At 66.7% G+C, this 15,849-nt stretch carries 19 protein-coding genes; 12 read left to right on the forward strand and 7 right to left on the reverse strand.

Annotation, left to right across the window (positions count from 1 at the left end):
- Positions 1-66: 66 nt before the first annotated feature.
- Complete coding sequence (gene alr / locus ACFPN1_RS03655) at positions 67-1,194, reverse strand: alanine racemase (RefSeq protein ID WP_386753084.1); 1,128 nt, start codon at positions 1,192-1,194, stop codon at positions 67-69.
- A gap of 196 nt (positions 1,195-1,390) precedes the next feature.
- On the opposite strand from alr, the gene ACFPN1_RS03660 reads away from it, so the two are divergent.
- Entirely contained in the window at positions 1,391-2,230 is an 840-nt protein-coding gene (locus ACFPN1_RS03660) for a hypothetical protein (RefSeq protein WP_386753086.1), read from the forward strand.
- 71 nt (positions 2,231-2,301) lie between these two features.
- On the opposite strand, the gene ACFPN1_RS03665 is transcribed toward ACFPN1_RS03660, so the two are convergent.
- The 6 genes from ACFPN1_RS03665 to ACFPN1_RS03690 all read right to left on the reverse strand — a co-directional run bounded on the left by ACFPN1_RS03665 (position 2,302) and on the right by ACFPN1_RS03690 (position 7,615).
- Positions 2,302-3,714 (reverse strand): replicative DNA helicase, encoded by a 1,413-nt coding sequence (locus tag ACFPN1_RS03665; RefSeq protein ID WP_386753088.1) that lies wholly within the window; start codon positions 3,712-3,714, stop codon positions 2,302-2,304.
- Positions 3,715-3,974: 260 nt separating this feature from the next.
- Positions 3,975-4,427: a 50S ribosomal protein L9 gene (gene rplI / locus ACFPN1_RS03670; protein ID WP_386753090.1), complete on the reverse strand. Its 453-nt coding sequence runs from the start codon at positions 4,425-4,427 to the stop codon at positions 3,975-3,977.
- A gap of 151 nt (positions 4,428-4,578) precedes the next feature.
- A complete protein-coding gene (gene rpsR / locus ACFPN1_RS03675; protein ID WP_031372470.1) occupies positions 4,579-4,809 on the reverse strand; it encodes a 30S ribosomal protein S18 in 231 nt (76 codons plus the stop codon).
- Positions 4,810-4,820: 11 nt separating this feature from the next.
- Positions 4,821-5,246, reverse strand: a complete 426-nt coding sequence (gene rpsF, locus ACFPN1_RS03680; RefSeq protein WP_386753092.1) for a 30S ribosomal protein S6 — start codon at positions 5,244-5,246, stop codon at positions 4,821-4,823.
- Positions 5,247-5,422: 176 nt separating this feature from the next.
- Positions 5,423-7,180 (reverse strand): DUF885 domain-containing protein, encoded by a 1,758-nt coding sequence (locus ACFPN1_RS03685; protein ID WP_386753094.1) that lies wholly within the window; start codon positions 7,178-7,180, stop codon positions 5,423-5,425.
- 93 nt (positions 7,181-7,273) lie between these two features.
- Complete coding sequence (locus ACFPN1_RS03690) at positions 7,274-7,615, reverse strand: HesB/IscA family protein (protein WP_386753096.1); 342 nt, start codon at positions 7,613-7,615, stop codon at positions 7,274-7,276.
- Between the two features lie 164 nt (positions 7,616-7,779).
- On the opposite strand from ACFPN1_RS03690, the gene asnS reads away from it, so the two are divergent.
- The 11 genes from asnS (at position 7,780) to ACFPN1_RS03745 (ending at position 15,827) form a co-directional block, all read left to right on the forward strand.
- Positions 7,780-9,180, forward strand: coding sequence for an asparagine--tRNA ligase (asnS, locus tag ACFPN1_RS03695; protein WP_386753098.1), 1,401 nt, complete (start codon positions 7,780-7,782; stop codon positions 9,178-9,180).
- 134 nt (positions 9,181-9,314) lie between these two features.
- Positions 9,315-9,623, forward strand: coding sequence for a hypothetical protein (locus ACFPN1_RS03700; protein WP_386753100.1), 309 nt, complete (start codon positions 9,315-9,317; stop codon positions 9,621-9,623).
- Positions 9,620-9,934: a hypothetical protein gene (locus ACFPN1_RS03705; RefSeq protein WP_386753102.1), complete on the forward strand. Its 315-nt coding sequence runs from the start codon at positions 9,620-9,622 to the stop codon at positions 9,932-9,934. The genes ACFPN1_RS03700 and ACFPN1_RS03705 overlap by 4 nt, the downstream gene beginning before the upstream one ends.
- Positions 9,935-9,936: 2 nt before the next feature.
- Positions 9,937-10,563 carry an FMN-binding negative transcriptional regulator gene (locus ACFPN1_RS03710; protein ID WP_386753104.1) on the forward strand — a complete coding sequence of 209 codons (627 nt, stop codon included), beginning with the start codon at positions 9,937-9,939 and terminating at the stop codon, positions 10,561-10,563.
- Positions 10,564-10,567: 4 nt separating this feature from the next.
- Entirely contained in the window at positions 10,568-11,356 is a 789-nt protein-coding gene (locus ACFPN1_RS03715; RefSeq protein ID WP_386753106.1) for an SDR family oxidoreductase, read from the forward strand.
- A gap of 37 nt (positions 11,357-11,393) precedes the next feature.
- Entirely contained in the window at positions 11,394-11,705 is a 312-nt protein-coding gene (locus tag ACFPN1_RS03720; protein WP_386753108.1) for a PilZ domain-containing protein, read from the forward strand.
- A gap of 36 nt (positions 11,706-11,741) precedes the next feature.
- The gene (locus tag ACFPN1_RS03725) at positions 11,742-13,178 is read left to right on the forward strand and encodes an aldehyde dehydrogenase (protein ID WP_386753110.1); all 1,437 of its coding nucleotides are present in this window, start codon (positions 11,742-11,744) and stop codon (positions 13,176-13,178) included.
- Entirely contained in the window at positions 13,175-13,843 is a 669-nt protein-coding gene (gene can, locus ACFPN1_RS03730) for a carbonate dehydratase (protein WP_386753112.1), read from the forward strand. Before ACFPN1_RS03725 ends, can begins: the two co-directional genes overlap by 4 nt.
- Positions 13,840-14,265 carry a RidA family protein gene (locus tag ACFPN1_RS03735; protein WP_386753114.1) on the forward strand — a complete coding sequence of 142 codons (426 nt, stop codon included), beginning with the start codon at positions 13,840-13,842 and terminating at the stop codon, positions 14,263-14,265. Before can ends, ACFPN1_RS03735 begins: the two co-directional genes overlap by 4 nt.
- Before the next feature lie 2 nt (positions 14,266-14,267).
- Positions 14,268-14,798 carry a 3-hydroxyanthranilate 3,4-dioxygenase gene (locus ACFPN1_RS03740; protein ID WP_386753115.1) on the forward strand — a complete coding sequence of 177 codons (531 nt, stop codon included), beginning with the start codon at positions 14,268-14,270 and terminating at the stop codon, positions 14,796-14,798.
- A gap of 18 nt (positions 14,799-14,816) precedes the next feature.
- A complete protein-coding gene (locus ACFPN1_RS03745) occupies positions 14,817-15,827 on the forward strand; it encodes an amidohydrolase family protein (protein WP_386753116.1) in 1,011 nt (336 codons plus the stop codon).
- Positions 15,828-15,849: the final 22 nt, after the last annotated feature.

Genomic DNA, 15,849 nt, shown 5'->3' on the forward strand with positions numbered 1-15,849 from the left:
CGCAGGCGCGAAGAGCGTCAACGCGACTGGAGGATCGCATGCACCTGCATGCCCATGCCGCGGATCTCAGCGGCCGTGGTACTCGCGCGGGATGCGTTCGTTGAGCCCCACGAGAATCTCGTAAGGAATGGTGCCGGCGCGCTGCGCCAGTTCTTCGGCGGTGATCCGTTCCGTTCCCTGCGCACCGATCAGGACCACTTCATCCTCGTTCCATGCGCTGTCCTGGCCGATGTCCACCATGAACTGGTCCATGCATACGCGACCCACGATGGGATAGCGCCGGCCGCGGATCAGCACGCTGCCGCGCGAGGACAAGGCGCGAGGGTAGCCATCGCCGTAACCGATCGGAACGGTGACCACGCGGGTGTCGCGTTCCGGCGTCCACGTCGCACCGTAACTGACGGGGTTTCCGGCCTTGACCACCTTGAAGTAGACCACCTGCGAGGCAAGCGACATCACCGGACGCACGTCGACCGTGCATTGCGAAGCGGGATCCGGCTGCACGCCGTACAGCAGGATGCCGGGCCGCACCATGTCCAGCCAGGTCCCGGGGAAATGCAGCACGCCACCCGAATTTGCCAGATGGCGCAGCGGCATCGGAGCGCCGATCCGCTCGATATGGCCGCAGGCCTCGAGAAAGCGCTCCAGTTGCTGCTGCGTCATCGCCGACGCCGGATCATCCGCGCACGCCAGGTGCGAATAGATGCCCTTCAGTTCGCACCAGGGCGAGGCCACCGCCGCCTCGATGAAGGCCCGCGAGGAATAGCTGTGCACGCCGATGCGTTCCATCCCGGTGTCGATCTTGAGATGGATCACCGCCTTGCGGCCCAGTTGCCCGGCGGCCGCCTCGACCTGGCGCAGCTTGTCCAGCGAGGACACGGTGATCTCCAGGTCGTGCGTGATGAACTGCGCGACCTGCGGACCGAAGATGCCGCCCAGCACGAGGATGGGAACGTTGACGCCCGCCTGGCGCAGGGCGATGCCCTCTTCCACGAATGCCACGCCGAGTTGCTCCACGCCCTGCGCCTGCAGGTGCAACGCAACCGGCACCAGGCCGTGGCCGTAGGCATTGGCCTTGACGATCGCCATCACCGGCACGCCGACATGCGCGCGGATGCTGCGCAGGTTGAAGGCGAGATTGGCGAGGTCGACGCGGATGCGGGTGGGACGCTCGCCGACGGCGGGGGGCATCATGCCGGGTGACTCGTGCACTGCGCTCTCGGATGGCCGCGGCAAGACTCCGCGAGTGCGCATTCTAGGCCCGGCGCGCGGCGCGATGCGGGATGCGCAGCCCTTGATGGTGGCCGCCGGCCCTGGCCGATTCTGCGCGTATTGCCCGTGACAACAGGCAGGCCGACGCGCCCACGCCGGCAATACCGGGACCGGTGCCATGGAAGTTCTCGCCCCAGCCGCGACCGCCAGCGCGATCCTGTTCTTCGACGAGGTCTATCCCGTGCGCGCGGCGCAGGAGCAGGCCGAGAAGAGCAAGCTCAATGCGTTCGGAACGCTCGCGCGCCTGAACCCGCTCAACCGGCCGAAGGCCGACACGGTCAACCTCGCGAAGTGGGAACTGCGCTACGAACCCTTCTGGCACGTCGTGGCCCACCGTGAAGTCGACTACACCAACGCGGTCACCTACGCCGTTGCCGTCGGCAACGAGCACGCGCGTTCGATCGAGGTCGAGGGCCGCCGCTTCGAACCGGTCCCCGGCCCCAAGCCGCGCATCGACCTGCCGGTGCGTGAACACTGCCAGCGCCGCATCGACGCCGTCGTCTACCAGGACGGCCTGAAGCGGCCGTTGAAGCCGCAGGTCCTGCAGTCGTACGTGGACAGGTACAAGGCCAACCCGCGCGAACAGGTCGACATCGAAGGCACCCTGCCGCCGCGGATGTCCTTCGCTACCGTGCTCCAGCTCGCGCAGTCGCGCCTGGCCGCCGAGGCCGTCGACGCGCATGAAATCCATCGCGACGTCGCGACCTTCGACCGCATCCAGCTGTACTACCGCCCGGTTTTCGCCTTCGAGTACGTGTGGTCGACGTCAGGCAAGATCGGCGTGATCGAGATCGATGGCCTGACCGGGGACGTCGTCGAAAACGGCGAGTGGTTCCGCGACCGCTTCGAAAAAGTGATGACGCGCGAGATGCTGTTCGAACTCGGCGCCGAAGCGGCGACGACACTGGTGCCGGGCGGCGGATTCGCGGTCAAGGCGCTGGGCAAGCTGACCGAGTAGCGGGCACGCGCTCCCGCTTCCCGTGAACGATTCCGTCGGTTGCCTCCCGCGAAACCGACGGGAAGCCGAACCTATTCGAAACTGCCCACCGAATCATGCGCGAGGTTGTCGAAGCGCGTGTATTCGCCGAAGAACTTGAGCTTGAGCGAACCGGTCGGGCCGCTACGCTGCTTGCCGATGATGACTTCGGCCAAACCTTTGTCCGGCGAGTTTTCCTTGTTGTAGTACTCGTCGCGGTAGATGAACACGATCATGTCCGCGTCCTGCTCGATGGCGCCCGATTCGCGCAGGTCGGCCATCACGGGACGCTTGTCGGTGCGGGTTTCCAGCGAGCGGTTGAGCTGCGACAGCGCGATCACCGGCACCTGCAGTTCCTTGGCCAGGCCCTTGAGCGAGCGCGAGATCTCGGAGATCTCCGTCGCGCGGTTCTCGCTGTTTCCCGGCACGGACATCAGCTGCAGGTAGTCGATCACGATCAGGCCCAGGCCGTGCTCGCGCTTGAGGCGGCGCGCCTTGGCGGCGAGCTTGACCGGCGACAGGCCCGGTTCGTCGTCGATGAAGATCTTGGCCTCGCGCAGCTGGCGAATCGCGCTGGTAACGCGGCTCCAATCCTCGTCTTCCAGCTGGCCGGTGCGCAGGCGCTGCGCATTGACGCGGCCGACCGAGGAGATCAGGCGCATCGCCAGCTGGCTGGCCGACATTTCCATCGAGAACACGGCGACCGGCAGCTTGCTGCGGAATGCCGCGTACTCGGCCATGTTCAGCGCCAGCGTCGTTTTGCCCATCGCCGGGCGCGCGGCAAGGATGATCAGGTCGGTCTTCTGCAGGCCGGCGGTCATCATGTCGAATTCGACATAACCGGTCGGCAGGCCGGTGACGCCGTCGCCGTTGGCATAGCGCGTCTGCAGGACGTCGAACGCTTCGGCCAGCGCCTTGGTGACGGGAGTGAAGTCGCTCTTGCCGTCGCTGCTGGCCTGGGCGATCGCCAGCACCTGACGCTCGGCTTCCTCGAGGATGTCGGCGCTGTCACGGCCTTCGGGCTGGAAGCCGCTGTTGACGATGTCGGTACCGACATCGATCAGCTGCCGCAGGATCGCCTTGTCGCGCACGATGTCCGCGTACGCGACGATGTTGGCCGCGGAGGGTGTCGTCGAAGCCAGTTCGATCAGGTAGGCACCGCCGGCCACCTGCTCGCTCAGGCCCATCGACTCGAACCACTCGCCGAGGGTCACCGCGTCGTAGGGACGGTTCTTTTCCGCCAATTCGCGGATGGCGCGGTAGATCAGCTGATGATCGCGTCGATAGAAGTCGGCATCGGTGATGCGATCGGCCACGCGATCCCAGGCGTCGGGCGCCAGCATGAGCCCGCCGAGCACGGCCTGCTCGGCCTCGATCGACTGCGGCGGTACGCGCAGCTGTTCGATGCGCTGATCGCGACGGGTCTGGAAAGCGGGATCGGGGCGCATTCCCTGGCGTGCGCTCATCGGTGCGGTAACTCCCCTGGTCGGGCCGTCTTGGCGGTCCGGTTCTTGTAAGTGAGGATGCGGCTGGCCGGTCATCCTAGTCGCCCCGATCGCGGTGCGTTGCAGACAAGTCTGTGGATAACCGGTGGGAATCGCAGAACGTGAGACGACTTGCCGCGTACCGCTGTGCGTGCGATTGCATGCCGACGAACGGCGCCTGCCGGCGACTCAAAAAAGAACGGGCGCCGATGGGCGCCCGTTCGGGTACTGCAATGCGTGGATCAGGCGACTTCGCCGACCACGATGACCTTGACCGTCGCGTTGATGTCGGCGTGCAGGTGCACGGTGACTTCGTGTTCGCCGGTACGGCGCAGCGGGCCTTCGCCCAGCACGACTTCCGACTTCTCGACCTTGTGGCCCAGCTTGGTCAGCGCCTCGGCGATGTCGCGCGGGCTGATCGAGCCGTACAGCTTGCCTTCGGTCGAGGCGTTGGCGGTGATCGTGACTTCGACGCCTTCCAGCGCGGCCTTGCGGGCTTCGGCGCCTTCCAGCTGCGCCTTGGCCTTGGCTTCATATTCGGCGCGGCGCGCTTCGAACTCGGCCAGGTTCTTCTCGGTCGCCGGCACGGCCTTGCCCTGCGGGACCAGGAAGTTGCGGCCGTAACCCGGCTTGACGTTGACCTTGTCGCCGAGCCTGCCGAGGTTGGTGACGTTCTGCAGGAGGATCAGTTGCATGGTGTTGCTCCGTATTCGTTAGCGACGCGGTGCGCCGCAGCGATTGCTGTCCGAAGACGAGTCGAGAGTTAAGAGAAGTGAGAAACGAGGGAAGGCTTCCCCCTTGTCTCTCACTTCTTCAAGGCGGCGGAGCCGCCACTCTCCACTGCTCTCAGGCGTTGTGGTTGTCGGTGTACGGGATCAGGGCCAGGAAGCGGGCGCGCTTGACGGCCGTGGCCAGCTGGCGCTGGTACTTCGACTTGGTGCCGGTCACGCGGCTCGGCACGATCTTGCCGGTCTCGGTCAGGTACTGGCGCAGGGTGTTGAGATCCTTGTAGTCGATCTCCTTGACGCCCTCGGCCGTGAACTTGCAGAACTTGCGGCGACGGAAAAACTTGGACATGTCAGTGCTCCTTAAGCGGCTTCGGCTTCGTCGGCGGCGGAGGCGGAATCGGCGGAACCGACTGCGCTGTCGCTCTCGTCGTCACGGCGACGACGCTCGGGCTTGTCGCCCTTCTCGTCCTTGAACTTCATGATCAGGGACTGCTCGGTCTCGGCGGCGTCGCGCTTCATGACCAGGTGGCGCAGCACCGCGTCGTTGAAGCGGAAACCGTCGACCAGCTCGTTCAGCACGCTCTGGTTGCACTCGATGTTGAGCAGGACGTAGTGGGCCTTGACCAGGTTCTCGATCGGATAGGCCAGCTGGCGGCGGCCCCAGTCTTCGAGACGGTGGACCTTGCCGTTGCCGCCTTCGATGAGCGACTTGTAGCGCTCGATCATGGCCGGCACCTGCTCGCTCTGGTCCGGATGGACCAGGAACACGACTTCGTAATGACGCATGTTGGATTCCTTGTGGATGCCGGGCTGCAGCGCATCCCGGACAGCCCCCCGGCGGCCGGGATTGGCCGTGGTGGAGCAAGGTCTCCCGGCGGCATGGCCGCGGGAGCCGGAAATTATGGCAGGTTCAAAGGCTTACGCGCAAATCGCAGCAGCCACGGGCCGGGATCGGCCCCGCCCTACCCCTGTTTCAACGCGATCCAGGCATCGATATGCCGCTCCAGGGCCTGCAGCGGCACCGAACCGGTCGACAGCACCTCGTCGTTGAACTCCCGCAGGTCGAACCGCTCGCCCAGCCGGGCCCTCGCCCGGGCGCGCAGCTCGGAGATCTTCAGCTGGCCGATCTTGTAGGCCAGGGCCTGGCCGGGATCGCCGATGTAGCGGTCGATCTCGTTGACGATGTCCTGGTCGGTCTTGGGCGAATTGTCCTTGAAGAAGGCAATCGCCTGTTCGCGACTCCAGCCCTTGGCGTGCATGCCGGTGTCGACCACCAGCCGCACCGCCCGCCACATCTCGTAGGCCAGCTGGCCCATGCGGTCGTACGGATCGTCGTACAGCCCCATGTCGAAGCCCAGCTGCTCCGCGTACAGCCCCCAGCCCTCGCTGTAGGCGACGAAGTAGGCCGTCCGGCGGAACATGGGCGCGTCCGGCAACTCCAGCGAACGGGCGAACTGGAAGTGGTGTCCCGGCACGGCTTCGTGCAGCGACAGGGGCAGCATTTCCCAGGTCGGCCGGACCTCGGGCTTGTACAGGTTGACGTAGTAGTAGCCGGCACGGCTGCCGTCGGAAGCGCCGGGCTGGTAATACGCGGTCGTGGTGTCGGGCGCGATCGTGTCCGGGATCGGCCGCACCCCGTACGGCTGCCGCGGAATCAGCTTGAACGCCTTCACCAGTTCCGGATCGATGCGCTTGGCCATGTCGCGGTAGTGCATCAGCAGCGCCTGGGGCGTCTTCTCGAAGAAGCGCGGATCGGTCCGCAGGAAAGTGAAGAATTCGGCCAGCGCGCCCTGGAAGCCCACTTCGGCCTTGATCCGCTCCATCGCTGCGCGGATGCGGGCGACTTCCTTCAGACCGATCGCGTGGATCTCTTCGGCGGTCAGATCGGTGGTGGTGTAGTAGCGCGCCAGGTAGTCGTAGTACGCCTTTCCGTCGGGCAGCGCCGTGGCGGCGATGGAATTGCGCGCCTTCGGCAGGTACTCGTCGTTGAAGAAGGCCTGCAGGCTGCGATAGGCCGGCACGATGCGCTCGCGCACGATGCGTTGCGCCTCCGCCTGCAACCCGGCGCGATCCGCCGCGGGCACGCCATCGCCGAACCGGACGAACGGCCGGTAGAAGGGGCTCCGCGTGGGATCGTCCACGATCTGTGCCGCGATCTGGCGCGGCACACGCTGCATCAGCACCTTCGGCGGCAGGCTGCCGGCCCTGATTCCTTCGCGCATGAGGGCGATGGTCTGATCGACGAGCACCGGCACCGCATCCATGCGCTTGAGCCAGTCGCGATAGTCCCTGGTGCTGGCGAAGGGCAGCACTTCAGCGACGCCATCGAGCGTCTGTACGCCGCCCTGGTGGCTGATGGGCTGCAGCCAGGTGCGGAACTTCTGCCGTTCGACGGCCTTTTCCTGCAACCACAGGAACGTGTCGTAATTGAGCTGGTCCGCCGCCGACAGCGCGCTGCGATCGATGGCGCGTATCCGCGCCAGGGCTGCGCGATCGGCCGCCTCGCTGGCGTGGATCGCCGCCAGGCTCGCGTCGCCCCAGCGATCGTTGTAGCGCGCATCGCCCTGATAGCTGGCGTTGACCGGGTTCTCGCGCAGGCCGCGCTCCCATTCGTCGTCGAACAACTTGTGCAGCGCCCGGGTAGCGTCGTTCGATTGCGCCTGCACGGGCGCGGCGAATGCCAGCAGCATCACCGCCACGGCGGCCAGTTTGCGGAACATGGGCATGACTCCCGGACACGGATCGCGGGAGTCTAGCGTGGTGGTTTCCTCCGCCCCCGTGCCCAAGGTTGGGCTGGCGCAGGTGCGTGCCGATCAGGCGGCGCGGTCGGCTTCGGTGGTGAAGCTCTCGCCGCAGCCGCATTCGGCGCTGGCGTTGGGATTGCGGAACACGAACTGCTCGCCCAGGCGCTGCTTCACCAGGTCGATTTCGGTACCGTCGACCAGCGGCAGGCTGGTCGCATCGACGTAGATGCGCACGCCGTCCTGCTCGAACACGCTGTCGCCCTCGCGCTGCTCGCGGGCCAGGTCCGCGAAGTGCTGCCAGCCCGAGCACCCGGTGCGGGTCACGCCGAAGCGCAGGCCGATCGCTTCGGGCGTCTCGGCGAGATAGCGCTGGACGCGGGCGAGAGCGGCGGGAGCGAGGGTGATGGCCATGCGGAACTCCGGAGTGGTGCCTGGGCATTATAGGTCGTGCAGTCCGCACGCCGGCGGCGCGCGATGCAGCGGCGAAGCTGCGGGTTCCTGTCTCCGCGGGCGTCCGCGGGCGGGTAAACTGCCGCCTTTCCCCATATCGGCCCGCAGCGGCCAGGATTCAAGGCATGACGGTGGTCAGCGTCGAACATGCGCTCGCAGGCAAGCTGCCTGCCGGCGGCGAAGTCACGGTCCGCGGTTGGGTGCGCACCCGGCGCGATTCCAAGGCCGGGCTCAGCTTCGTCAACGTGAGCGACGGTTCGTGTTTCGCGCCGATCCAGGTCGTCGCACCCGCGGCGCTGCCCAACTACGAATCCGAGGTGAAGCACCTCACCACCGGCTGCGCGGTCATCGCGACCGGCACGCTCGTGCAGTCGCAGGGCCAGGGCCAGGCCTTCGAAATCCAGGCCTCGAAGCTCGAAGTGGTCGGCTGGGTCGAGGATCCGCTCACCTACCCGATGCAGCCCAAGCAGCATTCGCTGGAATACCTGCGCGAATTCGCCCACCTGCGCCCGCGCACCAACCTGTTCGGTGCGGTGACGCGCATCCGCGACTGCCTGGCCAAGGCTGCGCACCGCTTCTTCCACGAGCAGGGCTTCTACTGGATCTCCACGCCGATCATCACCACGTCCGACGCCGAAGGCGCCGGGCAGATGTTCCGCGTCTCCACGCTCGACATGGCCAACCTGCCGCGCGATGCGAAGGGCGAGGTGGACTTCAGCCGCGACTTCTTCGGCAAGGAAGCGTTCCTCACCGTGTCCGGCCAGCTCAACGTGGAGGGCTACTGCCTCGCGCTGAGCAAGGTCTACACCTTCGGCCCGACCTTCCGCGCCGAGAACAGCAACACCTCGCGCCATCTGGCCGAGTTCTGGATGATCGAGCCGGAAATCGCCTTCGCCGACCTCAACGAGGACGCGAACGTCGCCGAAGCCTTCCTGAAGTACATGTTCCGCGCGGTGCTCAATGAACGCGCGGATGACATGGCCTTCATTGCCGAACGCGTGCAGCCCGATGCCATCACGCGCCTGGAGAAATTCGTCAACGCACCGTTCGAACGCATCGACTACACCGATGCGATCTCGCTGTTGCAGAAGTCCGGCAAGAAGTTCGAATTCCCGGTCGAATGGGGCCTGGATCTGCAGACCGAGCACGAGCGCTGGCTGACCGAGGAACATGTCGGCCGCCCGGTGGTGGTGATGAACTATCCCGAGCACATCAAGGCCTTCTACATGCGCCTGAACGACGACGGCCGGACCGTCGCGGCGATGGACGTGCTCGCACCTGGCATCGGCGAGATCATCGGCGGCTCGCAGCGCGAAGAGCGCCTCGACCTGCTGGATGCACGCATGGCGCAGTTCGGGCTGGATCCGGCGCATTACGGCTGGTACCGCGACTTCCGCCGTTACGGCACCGTGCCGCACGCGGGCTTCGGGCTCGGCTTCGAGCGACTGGTCGTCTACGTGTGCGGCCTGGCGAACATCCGCGATGCGATTCCGTATCCGCGTGCGCCGGGCAGTGCGGATTTCTGATCATGGTGCACGCTGGGACGACACGTCGTCGTCCCGGCGAAAGCTGGCACCCATTTCGATGGGGCCCGCAGGAACATCAAAAGCAACAGCAAATGGATCCCAGCTTTCGCCGGGATGACGGACACACGCCCTGAATGATCCTGTTCTTCGCCCTGCTCTTCGTCGCCACCGCCATCGCCGGCGCCTGTGCATTCGTGATCTTCTGGCCGCTGTCGCTGGTGCATATCCGCGATCGCCATCCGCAGATCGGCGCGCAGCTGGGCCCCGGCGCGTTCCTCAATCCCACGGCACTGGGCTGGCTGTTGCGTCGCGGCTACATCGCGGCGAACGATCGCAACCTGACCGGCCTGGCGTCGCCGGCGCGCATCTCGCTGCTGACCATCATCATCGCCCTGATCATGGCCGGCCTGCTCTGGGCGCTTTCCACGGTGGTTTCCATATGAATCGCGACGACAACGCACACGACGAATGGTGGCTGGCCACGCTCGGCCGCACGGTGGTCTGGGCGCGGCTGCGAGTGCGCGATGCCGGCACCGCCGAGGTCTTCGACAGCGATGGCGCCACCCTGCCCTACGACAGCGAGGACACCGCGCGCGCGGCGCTGATGGATGCCGAATTCGTCGCGCTCGATGGCCTCGATGCGGAGGACGCGGCCGAGCGCGGCTTCGCCCTCGACGAACTCGTGCCGCCGAGCGCCGACGACGATGCGACGCTGCGCGGCCTGATGATCCAGAAACTGCCGCCGCGCCACTGAACATGTACCGGCCCAAGGCCTTCGTCGAAACCGACCTGGCGGCGCTCGACGCGCTGATCGCCCGCGACAACTTCGTCACCCTCGTCACGGTGCGCGACGGCGAACCGGTGGTGAACCATCTCCCCGTGCTCTACCGGCGCGAGGGCGACGCCATCGAACTGCGCGGCCACTGGGCACGTCCCAACCCGCAGGCGACGTATGCTGGTCCCGCCACCCTGGTGGTGCACGGCCCGCACGCCTACGTGTCGCCGTCGTGGTATCCGGACAAGGAAGCCGAGGCGCGCGTGCCGACCTGGAACTACGCGGTCGCCCACCTGCGCGGCATCCTGGAGACGTTCGAGGACGAGGCGTCGCTCGCGCAGTTGGTCGACGACCTGAGCCGGCAGCACGAAGCACGCGTCGGCCGCGACTGGCGATTCGAATCCGGACGCGACGACCACCGCGTGCAGCTGCGCGGCATCGTCGGTTTCTACTTCCGCGTCGAGACCACGACGATGAAGTTCAAGCTCAACCAGAATCATCCTGCGGCCAACCGCCTCGCGGTCGCCGACGAACTCGAACGACAGCAGCGCGACGCCAGCAGGGAGATCGCCGCCCTCATGCGCCAACGCACACCGACGGAAGGCTGAAACCATGGATCTCGACCTCAACGGCAAACACGCACTGGTGTGCGGCGCCAGTCAGGGCATCGGCTTGGCCACGGCGAAAGCGCTCGCCGAACTCGGCGCCGACGTGACGCTGCTGGCGCGGCGCGCCGACGTGCTGGAAGCGGAGGCGTCGCGACTGCCGCGTCCCCGCGCCTCGCAGATCCACGGGTGGATCGCCGCGGACACCGCTGATCTCGACCGCCTGCGCGCGCAGGTGGAGGCACTGTGCGCCGGCAAGCCGGTGCACATCCTCGTCAACAACAGCGGCGGCCCACCGCCCGGCACCGTGCGCGGTGCGGAGATCGCGGCTTTCGAGGCCGCATACCGGCAGCACCTGCTGGCCAACCACGTGCTGGCGGAAGCCGTGCTTCCCGGCATGGAAAGCGCGGGTTTCGGCCGGATCGTCAACGTGATCTCGACCTCGGTGAAGGAGCCGCTGCGCGGCCTGGGCGTTTCCAACACGACGCGCTGGGCGGTGGCGAGCTGGGCCAAGACGCTGGCGACGGAAGTCGCACCGAAGGGCATCACGGTCAACAACGTGCTGCCCGGTTCGACCGAGACGCCGCGCATCGAACAGATCATCCAGTCGACGATGGCCAAGACCGGTCAGGACCGCGAGACGGTCTACTCGAAAATGGCCGCCGAAGTGCCGATGGGCCGGTTCGCACGCCCCGAGGAAACTGCCGCGGCCATCGCGTTCCTGTGCTCGCCGGCGGCGTCCTACATCACCGGCGTGAACCTGCCGGTCGACGGCGGACGCACACGCTCGCTTTGAATCTTCCTTCAACCTGGCCAGCAGGGACCGCTCCGCCATGAATGCCATCGTCCAGGACGACCGCCGCAGCGCCGATCGTGTTCCGTACGCATCGCGGGTCATGGTCCTCGGCCGCGAATCGGCGTGGTTCGCGCAACTGATCGACCTGTCCCCGTGGGGCTGCGGCATCTTCCGTCCGGCGGGCTTCGCGCTGGCGCCCGACGATCTGGTGCGCCTGTTCTTCCACGAGAACGACCAGACCATGGTCGCGGTGGTCGATGCACGCGTCGCGCGCGTCACCGACAGCCAGGTCGGCCTCGAATACCACGAACCGCAGGCGGTTCCACCGCGGCATCCGCAGCAACAGTGAGTGCCGTATGGACGCCCCGCCGGTTAAGCTTGGCGGATGCGTCTGACTCATTGGATCGACGGTGACTCCCGCGAAGCGGCCAGCGGCCGCTGGCTCGAGGTTTTCGACCCGTCGACAGCCCGCCCCTTCGCCGAGGTCGCGCGTGGCGACGCCGGCGACGTCGAAACCGCCATCGCTGCCGCGCAACGCGCCCTGCCCGCCTGGTCTTCGTTGCCGACGACGGAACGCGCGCGCTGGATGGAGAAGCTCGCCGACGCGCTCGAAGCGAACCTGGACGATTTCGTCCATGCCGAGTCACGCGACGGCGGCAAGCCGATCCGGCTCGCGCGCGAGGTCGAGATCCCGCGGGCCGTCTCCAACCTGCGTTTCTTCGCCCATGCGGCGACGCAGTTCGCCAGCGAATCGCATCACGGCCAGGCCGGGCTGAACTACACGTTGCGCGCCCCGCTCGGCGTAGTCGCGACGATCTCGCCCTGGAACCTGCCGCTTTACCTGTTCACGTGGAAGATCGCGCCCGCGCTGGCCGCGGGGAACACGGTGGTCGCCAAGCCGTCGGAGGTGACGCCGGTGACCGCGACGATGCTTGGCGAACTCGCGGCGCGGATCGGCTTCCCCAGGGGCGTGCTCAACATCGTCCACGGACTCGGCCCCGAAGTCGGCGAGCCGCTGGTCACGCATCCCGCGGTCAAGGCGGTTTCCTTCACCGGCAGCACGGCGGTGGGCAAGCGCATCGCCACGCTTGCGGCGCCGCTGCTGAAGAAGGTGTCGCTGGAACTGGGCGGCAAGAATCCCACGCTCGTCTTCGCCGACAGCGACTGGCGCGCGCAGCTGGACACCATCGTGCGCTCCGCGTTCCAGAACAGCGGCCAGATCTGCCTGTGCGGTTCGCGCATCCTCGTGGAGCGGCGCATCTACAGCGAATTCCGTGACGCGCTGGTCGAGCGCGCGCTCGCCCTGCGCGTCGGCGATCCCATCGACGAGGACAACAACCTCGGTCCGCTGGTGTCGCAGGCGCATTTCGACAAGGTCACCGCTGCGCTCGCCCGCGCGCGCGATGAAGGCGGCCGCGTGCTGTGCGGCGGCAACGCGCTCGACCGGCCGGGCTGGTTCGTCGCGCCAACCGTGATCGAAGGTCTCGGACCGGATTGCGCAAGCAACCGTGAGGAGATCTTCGGCCCGGTGGCCACGCTGCAGGCGTTCGATTGCGATGAGGAGGCGGTGGCGCTCGCCAACGCCGGCGACTACGGCCTCGCCGCTTCGGTGTGGACGCGCGACCTGGATCGCGCGCACCGCGTCGCCGCGCAGCTGCGCACTGGCATGGTCTGGATCAACACCTGGCTGATGCGCGACCTGCGCACGCCCTTCGGCGGCACCGGCGCCTCGGGCCTCGGCCGCGAAGGCGGGATGGAAGCGATGCGGTTCTTCACCGAACCCAAGAACGTCGGCATCGCCATTGGAGCCGCATCACGATGACCACACTCGACGAACTCCTGCGCAACAACCGCGACTGGGCCGAGGCCGTGCGCCGCGAAGATCCCGGCTTCTTCAAGCGCTTGTCGCAGCAGCAGGCCCCCAAGTACCTGTGGATCGGCTGCTCGGACTCGCGCGTGCCGGCCAACCAGATCCTCGGTCTCGCTCCGGGCGAGGTTTTCGTCCACCGCAACATCGCCAACGTGATGGTGCACACCGACCTGAATTGCCTGTCGGTGATCCAGTTCGCCGTCGACGTGCTGAAGGTCGAGCACATCCTCATCGTCGGCCATTACGGTTGCGGCGGCGTGCATGCCGCGCTCACGGGCACGCGCGTGGGCCTCGCCGACAACTGGATCCGCCATGTCGGCGACGTCGCACTCAAGCACGCGCCCTTGCTCGACGGCCTCGAACTGGAATCGCTGCGTCACGCCCGCCTGTGCGAGCTCAACGCGATCGAGCAGGCGGCGAACGTCTGCCTCACCACCATCGTGCAGGACGCGTGGGCCCGCGGGCAGGCGCTGTCGGTGCACGGCTGGGTCTACAGCCTGCTGGACGGCCGCGTGCGCGAACTGGGCATGGACGTGAACTCGCTCGAAGAGCTTTCCCCCGCCTACGAAAACGCCCTGGCGCGACTGCGCCCGCGCACCGAGGACACTGCTGCATGAGCGACGTGATCAAGGCCGGCGCCGCACCGAAACCGGTCGGGACGTATCCGCACGCGCGCCGCGTCGGCAACCTGCTGTTCCTGTCCGGCATCGGTCCGCGCGATCCGGCCACCAACGAGATCGCCGGCAACGACTACTTCGCCGATGGCCGCGTGCGCAGCTACGACATCGCCACACAGGCCCGCTCCGTGTTCGCCAACGTGCGCGCCGTGCTGGAAGCCAGCGGCGCGCACTGGGAAGACCTGGTGGACGTCACCGTCTACCTCACCGACATGGCGCGCGACTTCAAGGCCTACAACGCGATCTGGGCCGAGCATTTTCCGGACATCGACAGCGCACCATGCCGCACCACGCTGGGCATCACCGCGTTGCCGACGCCGATCGCTATCGAGCTCAAGTGCACCGCCGTAGTGAGGGACTGAACATGCTGCCCGCACCGCTGAACCTGCAAGCCTGGATCGACGAACACCGCCACCTGCTGAAGCCGCCGGTCGGCAACAAGTGCATCTACGACGGCGACTTCATCGTGATGGTCGTCGGCGGACCCAACCAGCGCACGGACTACCACTGGGACGAAGGCCCGGAATGGTTCTACCAGTTGGAGGGCGAGATGGTGCTGCGCATCCAGGAGGACGGCGCGGTGCGCGACATCCCGATCAAGGCCGGCGAAACCTTCCTGCTGCCGCCGCGCGTGCCGCACTCGCCGCAGCGCATGCCCGATTCGATCGGGCTGGTGATCGAGCGCAAGCGCCTGCCGCACGAACTGGATGGCCTGCTGTGGTTCTGCGAGCAGTGCAACGACAAGCTGTACGAAGAGTTCTTCCCGCTGCAGAACATCGAGACCGATTTCCCCGCCGTCTTCGACCGCTTCTATTCCTCGCGCGAACACCGGACCTGCCGCAACTGCGGCCATCTGAATCCGGCGCCGGCGAAGTATGTGATGGCCGATACGTAATTGCCGCGCCGAGCCCCGATGCTGAAGATCGACACCCACGCCCACTACCTGCCCCGCGACTGGCCCGACCTGGCGCGCAAGTACGGCGACGACCGCTTCCCGGTCATCCACCACACCGAGGACGGCCGCCACCGCATCTACAAGGACGGCAAGTTTTTCCGCGAGATCTGGTCCAAGACCTGGGATCCGCAGGAGCGCATCGACGACTACGCGCGCTTCGGCGTGCAGGTGCAGGTGATCAGCACCGTGCCGGTGATGTTCAGCTACTGGGCCAAGCCGCAGCACGCGCTGGAGCTGCACCAGGCGCTCAACGACCACATGGCGCAGACCTGCCGCGACTACCCGCGTCACTACGCCGGCATCGGCACGGTGCCGCTGCAGTCGCCACGGCTGGCCGTGCAGGAGCTGGAGCGCTGCATGGACCAGCTCGGCCTGCAGGGCGTGCAGATCGGCTCGCACGTGAACGACTGGAACCTCGACGCGCCCGAACTGTTCGAGTTCTTCCAGGCCGCCAGCGAACTGGGCGCCGCGATCCTGGTGCATCCGTGGGACATGATGGGCACGCCTTCGATGCCGAAGTACTGGCTGCCCTGGCTCGTCGGCATGCCGGCCGAGCAGTCGCGCGCGGCCTGCTGCCTGATCTTCGGCGGCGTGCTGGAGCGCCTGCCGAAATTGAAGATCTGCCTCGCGCACGGCGGCGGCAGCTTCCCGTACACCATCGGCCGCATCGAGCATGGCTTCAACATGCGTCCGGACCTGGTCGCCACCGACAACCCACGCAATCCGCGCGAGTATCTGGACCGGCTGTACTTCGATTCGTGGGTCGCCGATCCGCGCGCGCTGCACTACCTGCTCGATACCTGCGGCGTATCGCGGGTGATGCTCGGCACCGACTATCCCTTCCCGCTCGGCGAACAGACGCCGGGCGCCGGCATCGAAGCGCTGCAGATGAGCGAAGCCGACCAGGCGCGGCTATATCACGGCACCGCGCTGGAATGGCTCGGTCTGTCCAGATCCAGATTCTCGTAGGAGCGCCCACGGGCGCGACTCA

Origin of the sequence: Lysobacter yangpyeongensis (assembly GCF_042655745.1) — a bacterium.
GTDB lineage: Bacteria > Pseudomonadota > Gammaproteobacteria > Xanthomonadales > Xanthomonadaceae > Agrilutibacter > Agrilutibacter yangpyeongensis.

What these genes read in the sequence shown, in the direction of transcription:
- alr (WP_386753084.1), bottom strand. Translation starts at nt 1,194, where the DNA reads ATGATGCCCCCCGCCGTCGGCGAGCGTCCCACCCGCATCCGCGTCGAC.
- ACFPN1_RS03660 (WP_386753086.1), top strand. Translation starts at nt 1,391, where the DNA reads ATGGAAGTTCTCGCCCCAGCCGCGACCGCCAGCGCGATCCTGTTCTTC.
- ACFPN1_RS03665 (WP_386753088.1), bottom strand. Translation starts at nt 3,714, where the DNA reads ATGAGCGCACGCCAGGGAATGCGCCCCGATCCCGCTTTCCAGACCCGT.
- rplI (WP_386753090.1), bottom strand. Translation starts at nt 4,427, where the DNA reads ATGCAACTGATCCTCCTGCAGAACGTCACCAACCTCGGCAGGCTCGGC.
- rpsR (WP_031372470.1), bottom strand. Translation starts at nt 4,809, where the DNA reads ATGTCCAAGTTTTTCCGTCGCCGCAAGTTCTGCAAGTTCACGGCCGAG.
- rpsF (WP_386753092.1), bottom strand. Translation starts at nt 5,246, where the DNA reads ATGCGTCATTACGAAGTCGTGTTCCTGGTCCATCCGGACCAGAGCGAG.
- ACFPN1_RS03685 (WP_386753094.1), bottom strand. Translation starts at nt 7,180, where the DNA reads ATGTTCCGCAAACTGGCCGCCGTGGCGGTGATGCTGCTGGCATTCGCC.
- ACFPN1_RS03690 (WP_386753096.1), bottom strand. Translation starts at nt 7,615, where the DNA reads ATGGCCATCACCCTCGCTCCCGCCGCTCTCGCCCGCGTCCAGCGCTAT.
- asnS (WP_386753098.1), top strand. Translation starts at nt 7,780, where the DNA reads ATGACGGTGGTCAGCGTCGAACATGCGCTCGCAGGCAAGCTGCCTGCC.
- ACFPN1_RS03700 (WP_386753100.1), top strand. Translation starts at nt 9,315, where the DNA reads ATGATCCTGTTCTTCGCCCTGCTCTTCGTCGCCACCGCCATCGCCGGC.
- ACFPN1_RS03705 (WP_386753102.1), top strand. Translation starts at nt 9,620, where the DNA reads ATGAATCGCGACGACAACGCACACGACGAATGGTGGCTGGCCACGCTC.
- ACFPN1_RS03710 (WP_386753104.1), top strand. Translation starts at nt 9,937, where the DNA reads ATGTACCGGCCCAAGGCCTTCGTCGAAACCGACCTGGCGGCGCTCGAC.
- ACFPN1_RS03715 (WP_386753106.1), top strand. Translation starts at nt 10,568, where the DNA reads ATGGATCTCGACCTCAACGGCAAACACGCACTGGTGTGCGGCGCCAGT.
- ACFPN1_RS03720 (WP_386753108.1), top strand. Translation starts at nt 11,394, where the DNA reads ATGAATGCCATCGTCCAGGACGACCGCCGCAGCGCCGATCGTGTTCCG.
- ACFPN1_RS03725 (WP_386753110.1), top strand. Translation starts at nt 11,742, where the DNA reads ATGCGTCTGACTCATTGGATCGACGGTGACTCCCGCGAAGCGGCCAGC.
- can (WP_386753112.1), top strand. Translation starts at nt 13,175, where the DNA reads ATGACCACACTCGACGAACTCCTGCGCAACAACCGCGACTGGGCCGAG.
- ACFPN1_RS03735 (WP_386753114.1), top strand. Translation starts at nt 13,840, where the DNA reads ATGAGCGACGTGATCAAGGCCGGCGCCGCACCGAAACCGGTCGGGACG.
- ACFPN1_RS03740 (WP_386753115.1), top strand. Translation starts at nt 14,268, where the DNA reads ATGCTGCCCGCACCGCTGAACCTGCAAGCCTGGATCGACGAACACCGC.
- ACFPN1_RS03745 (WP_386753116.1), top strand. Translation starts at nt 14,817, where the DNA reads ATGCTGAAGATCGACACCCACGCCCACTACCTGCCCCGCGACTGGCCC.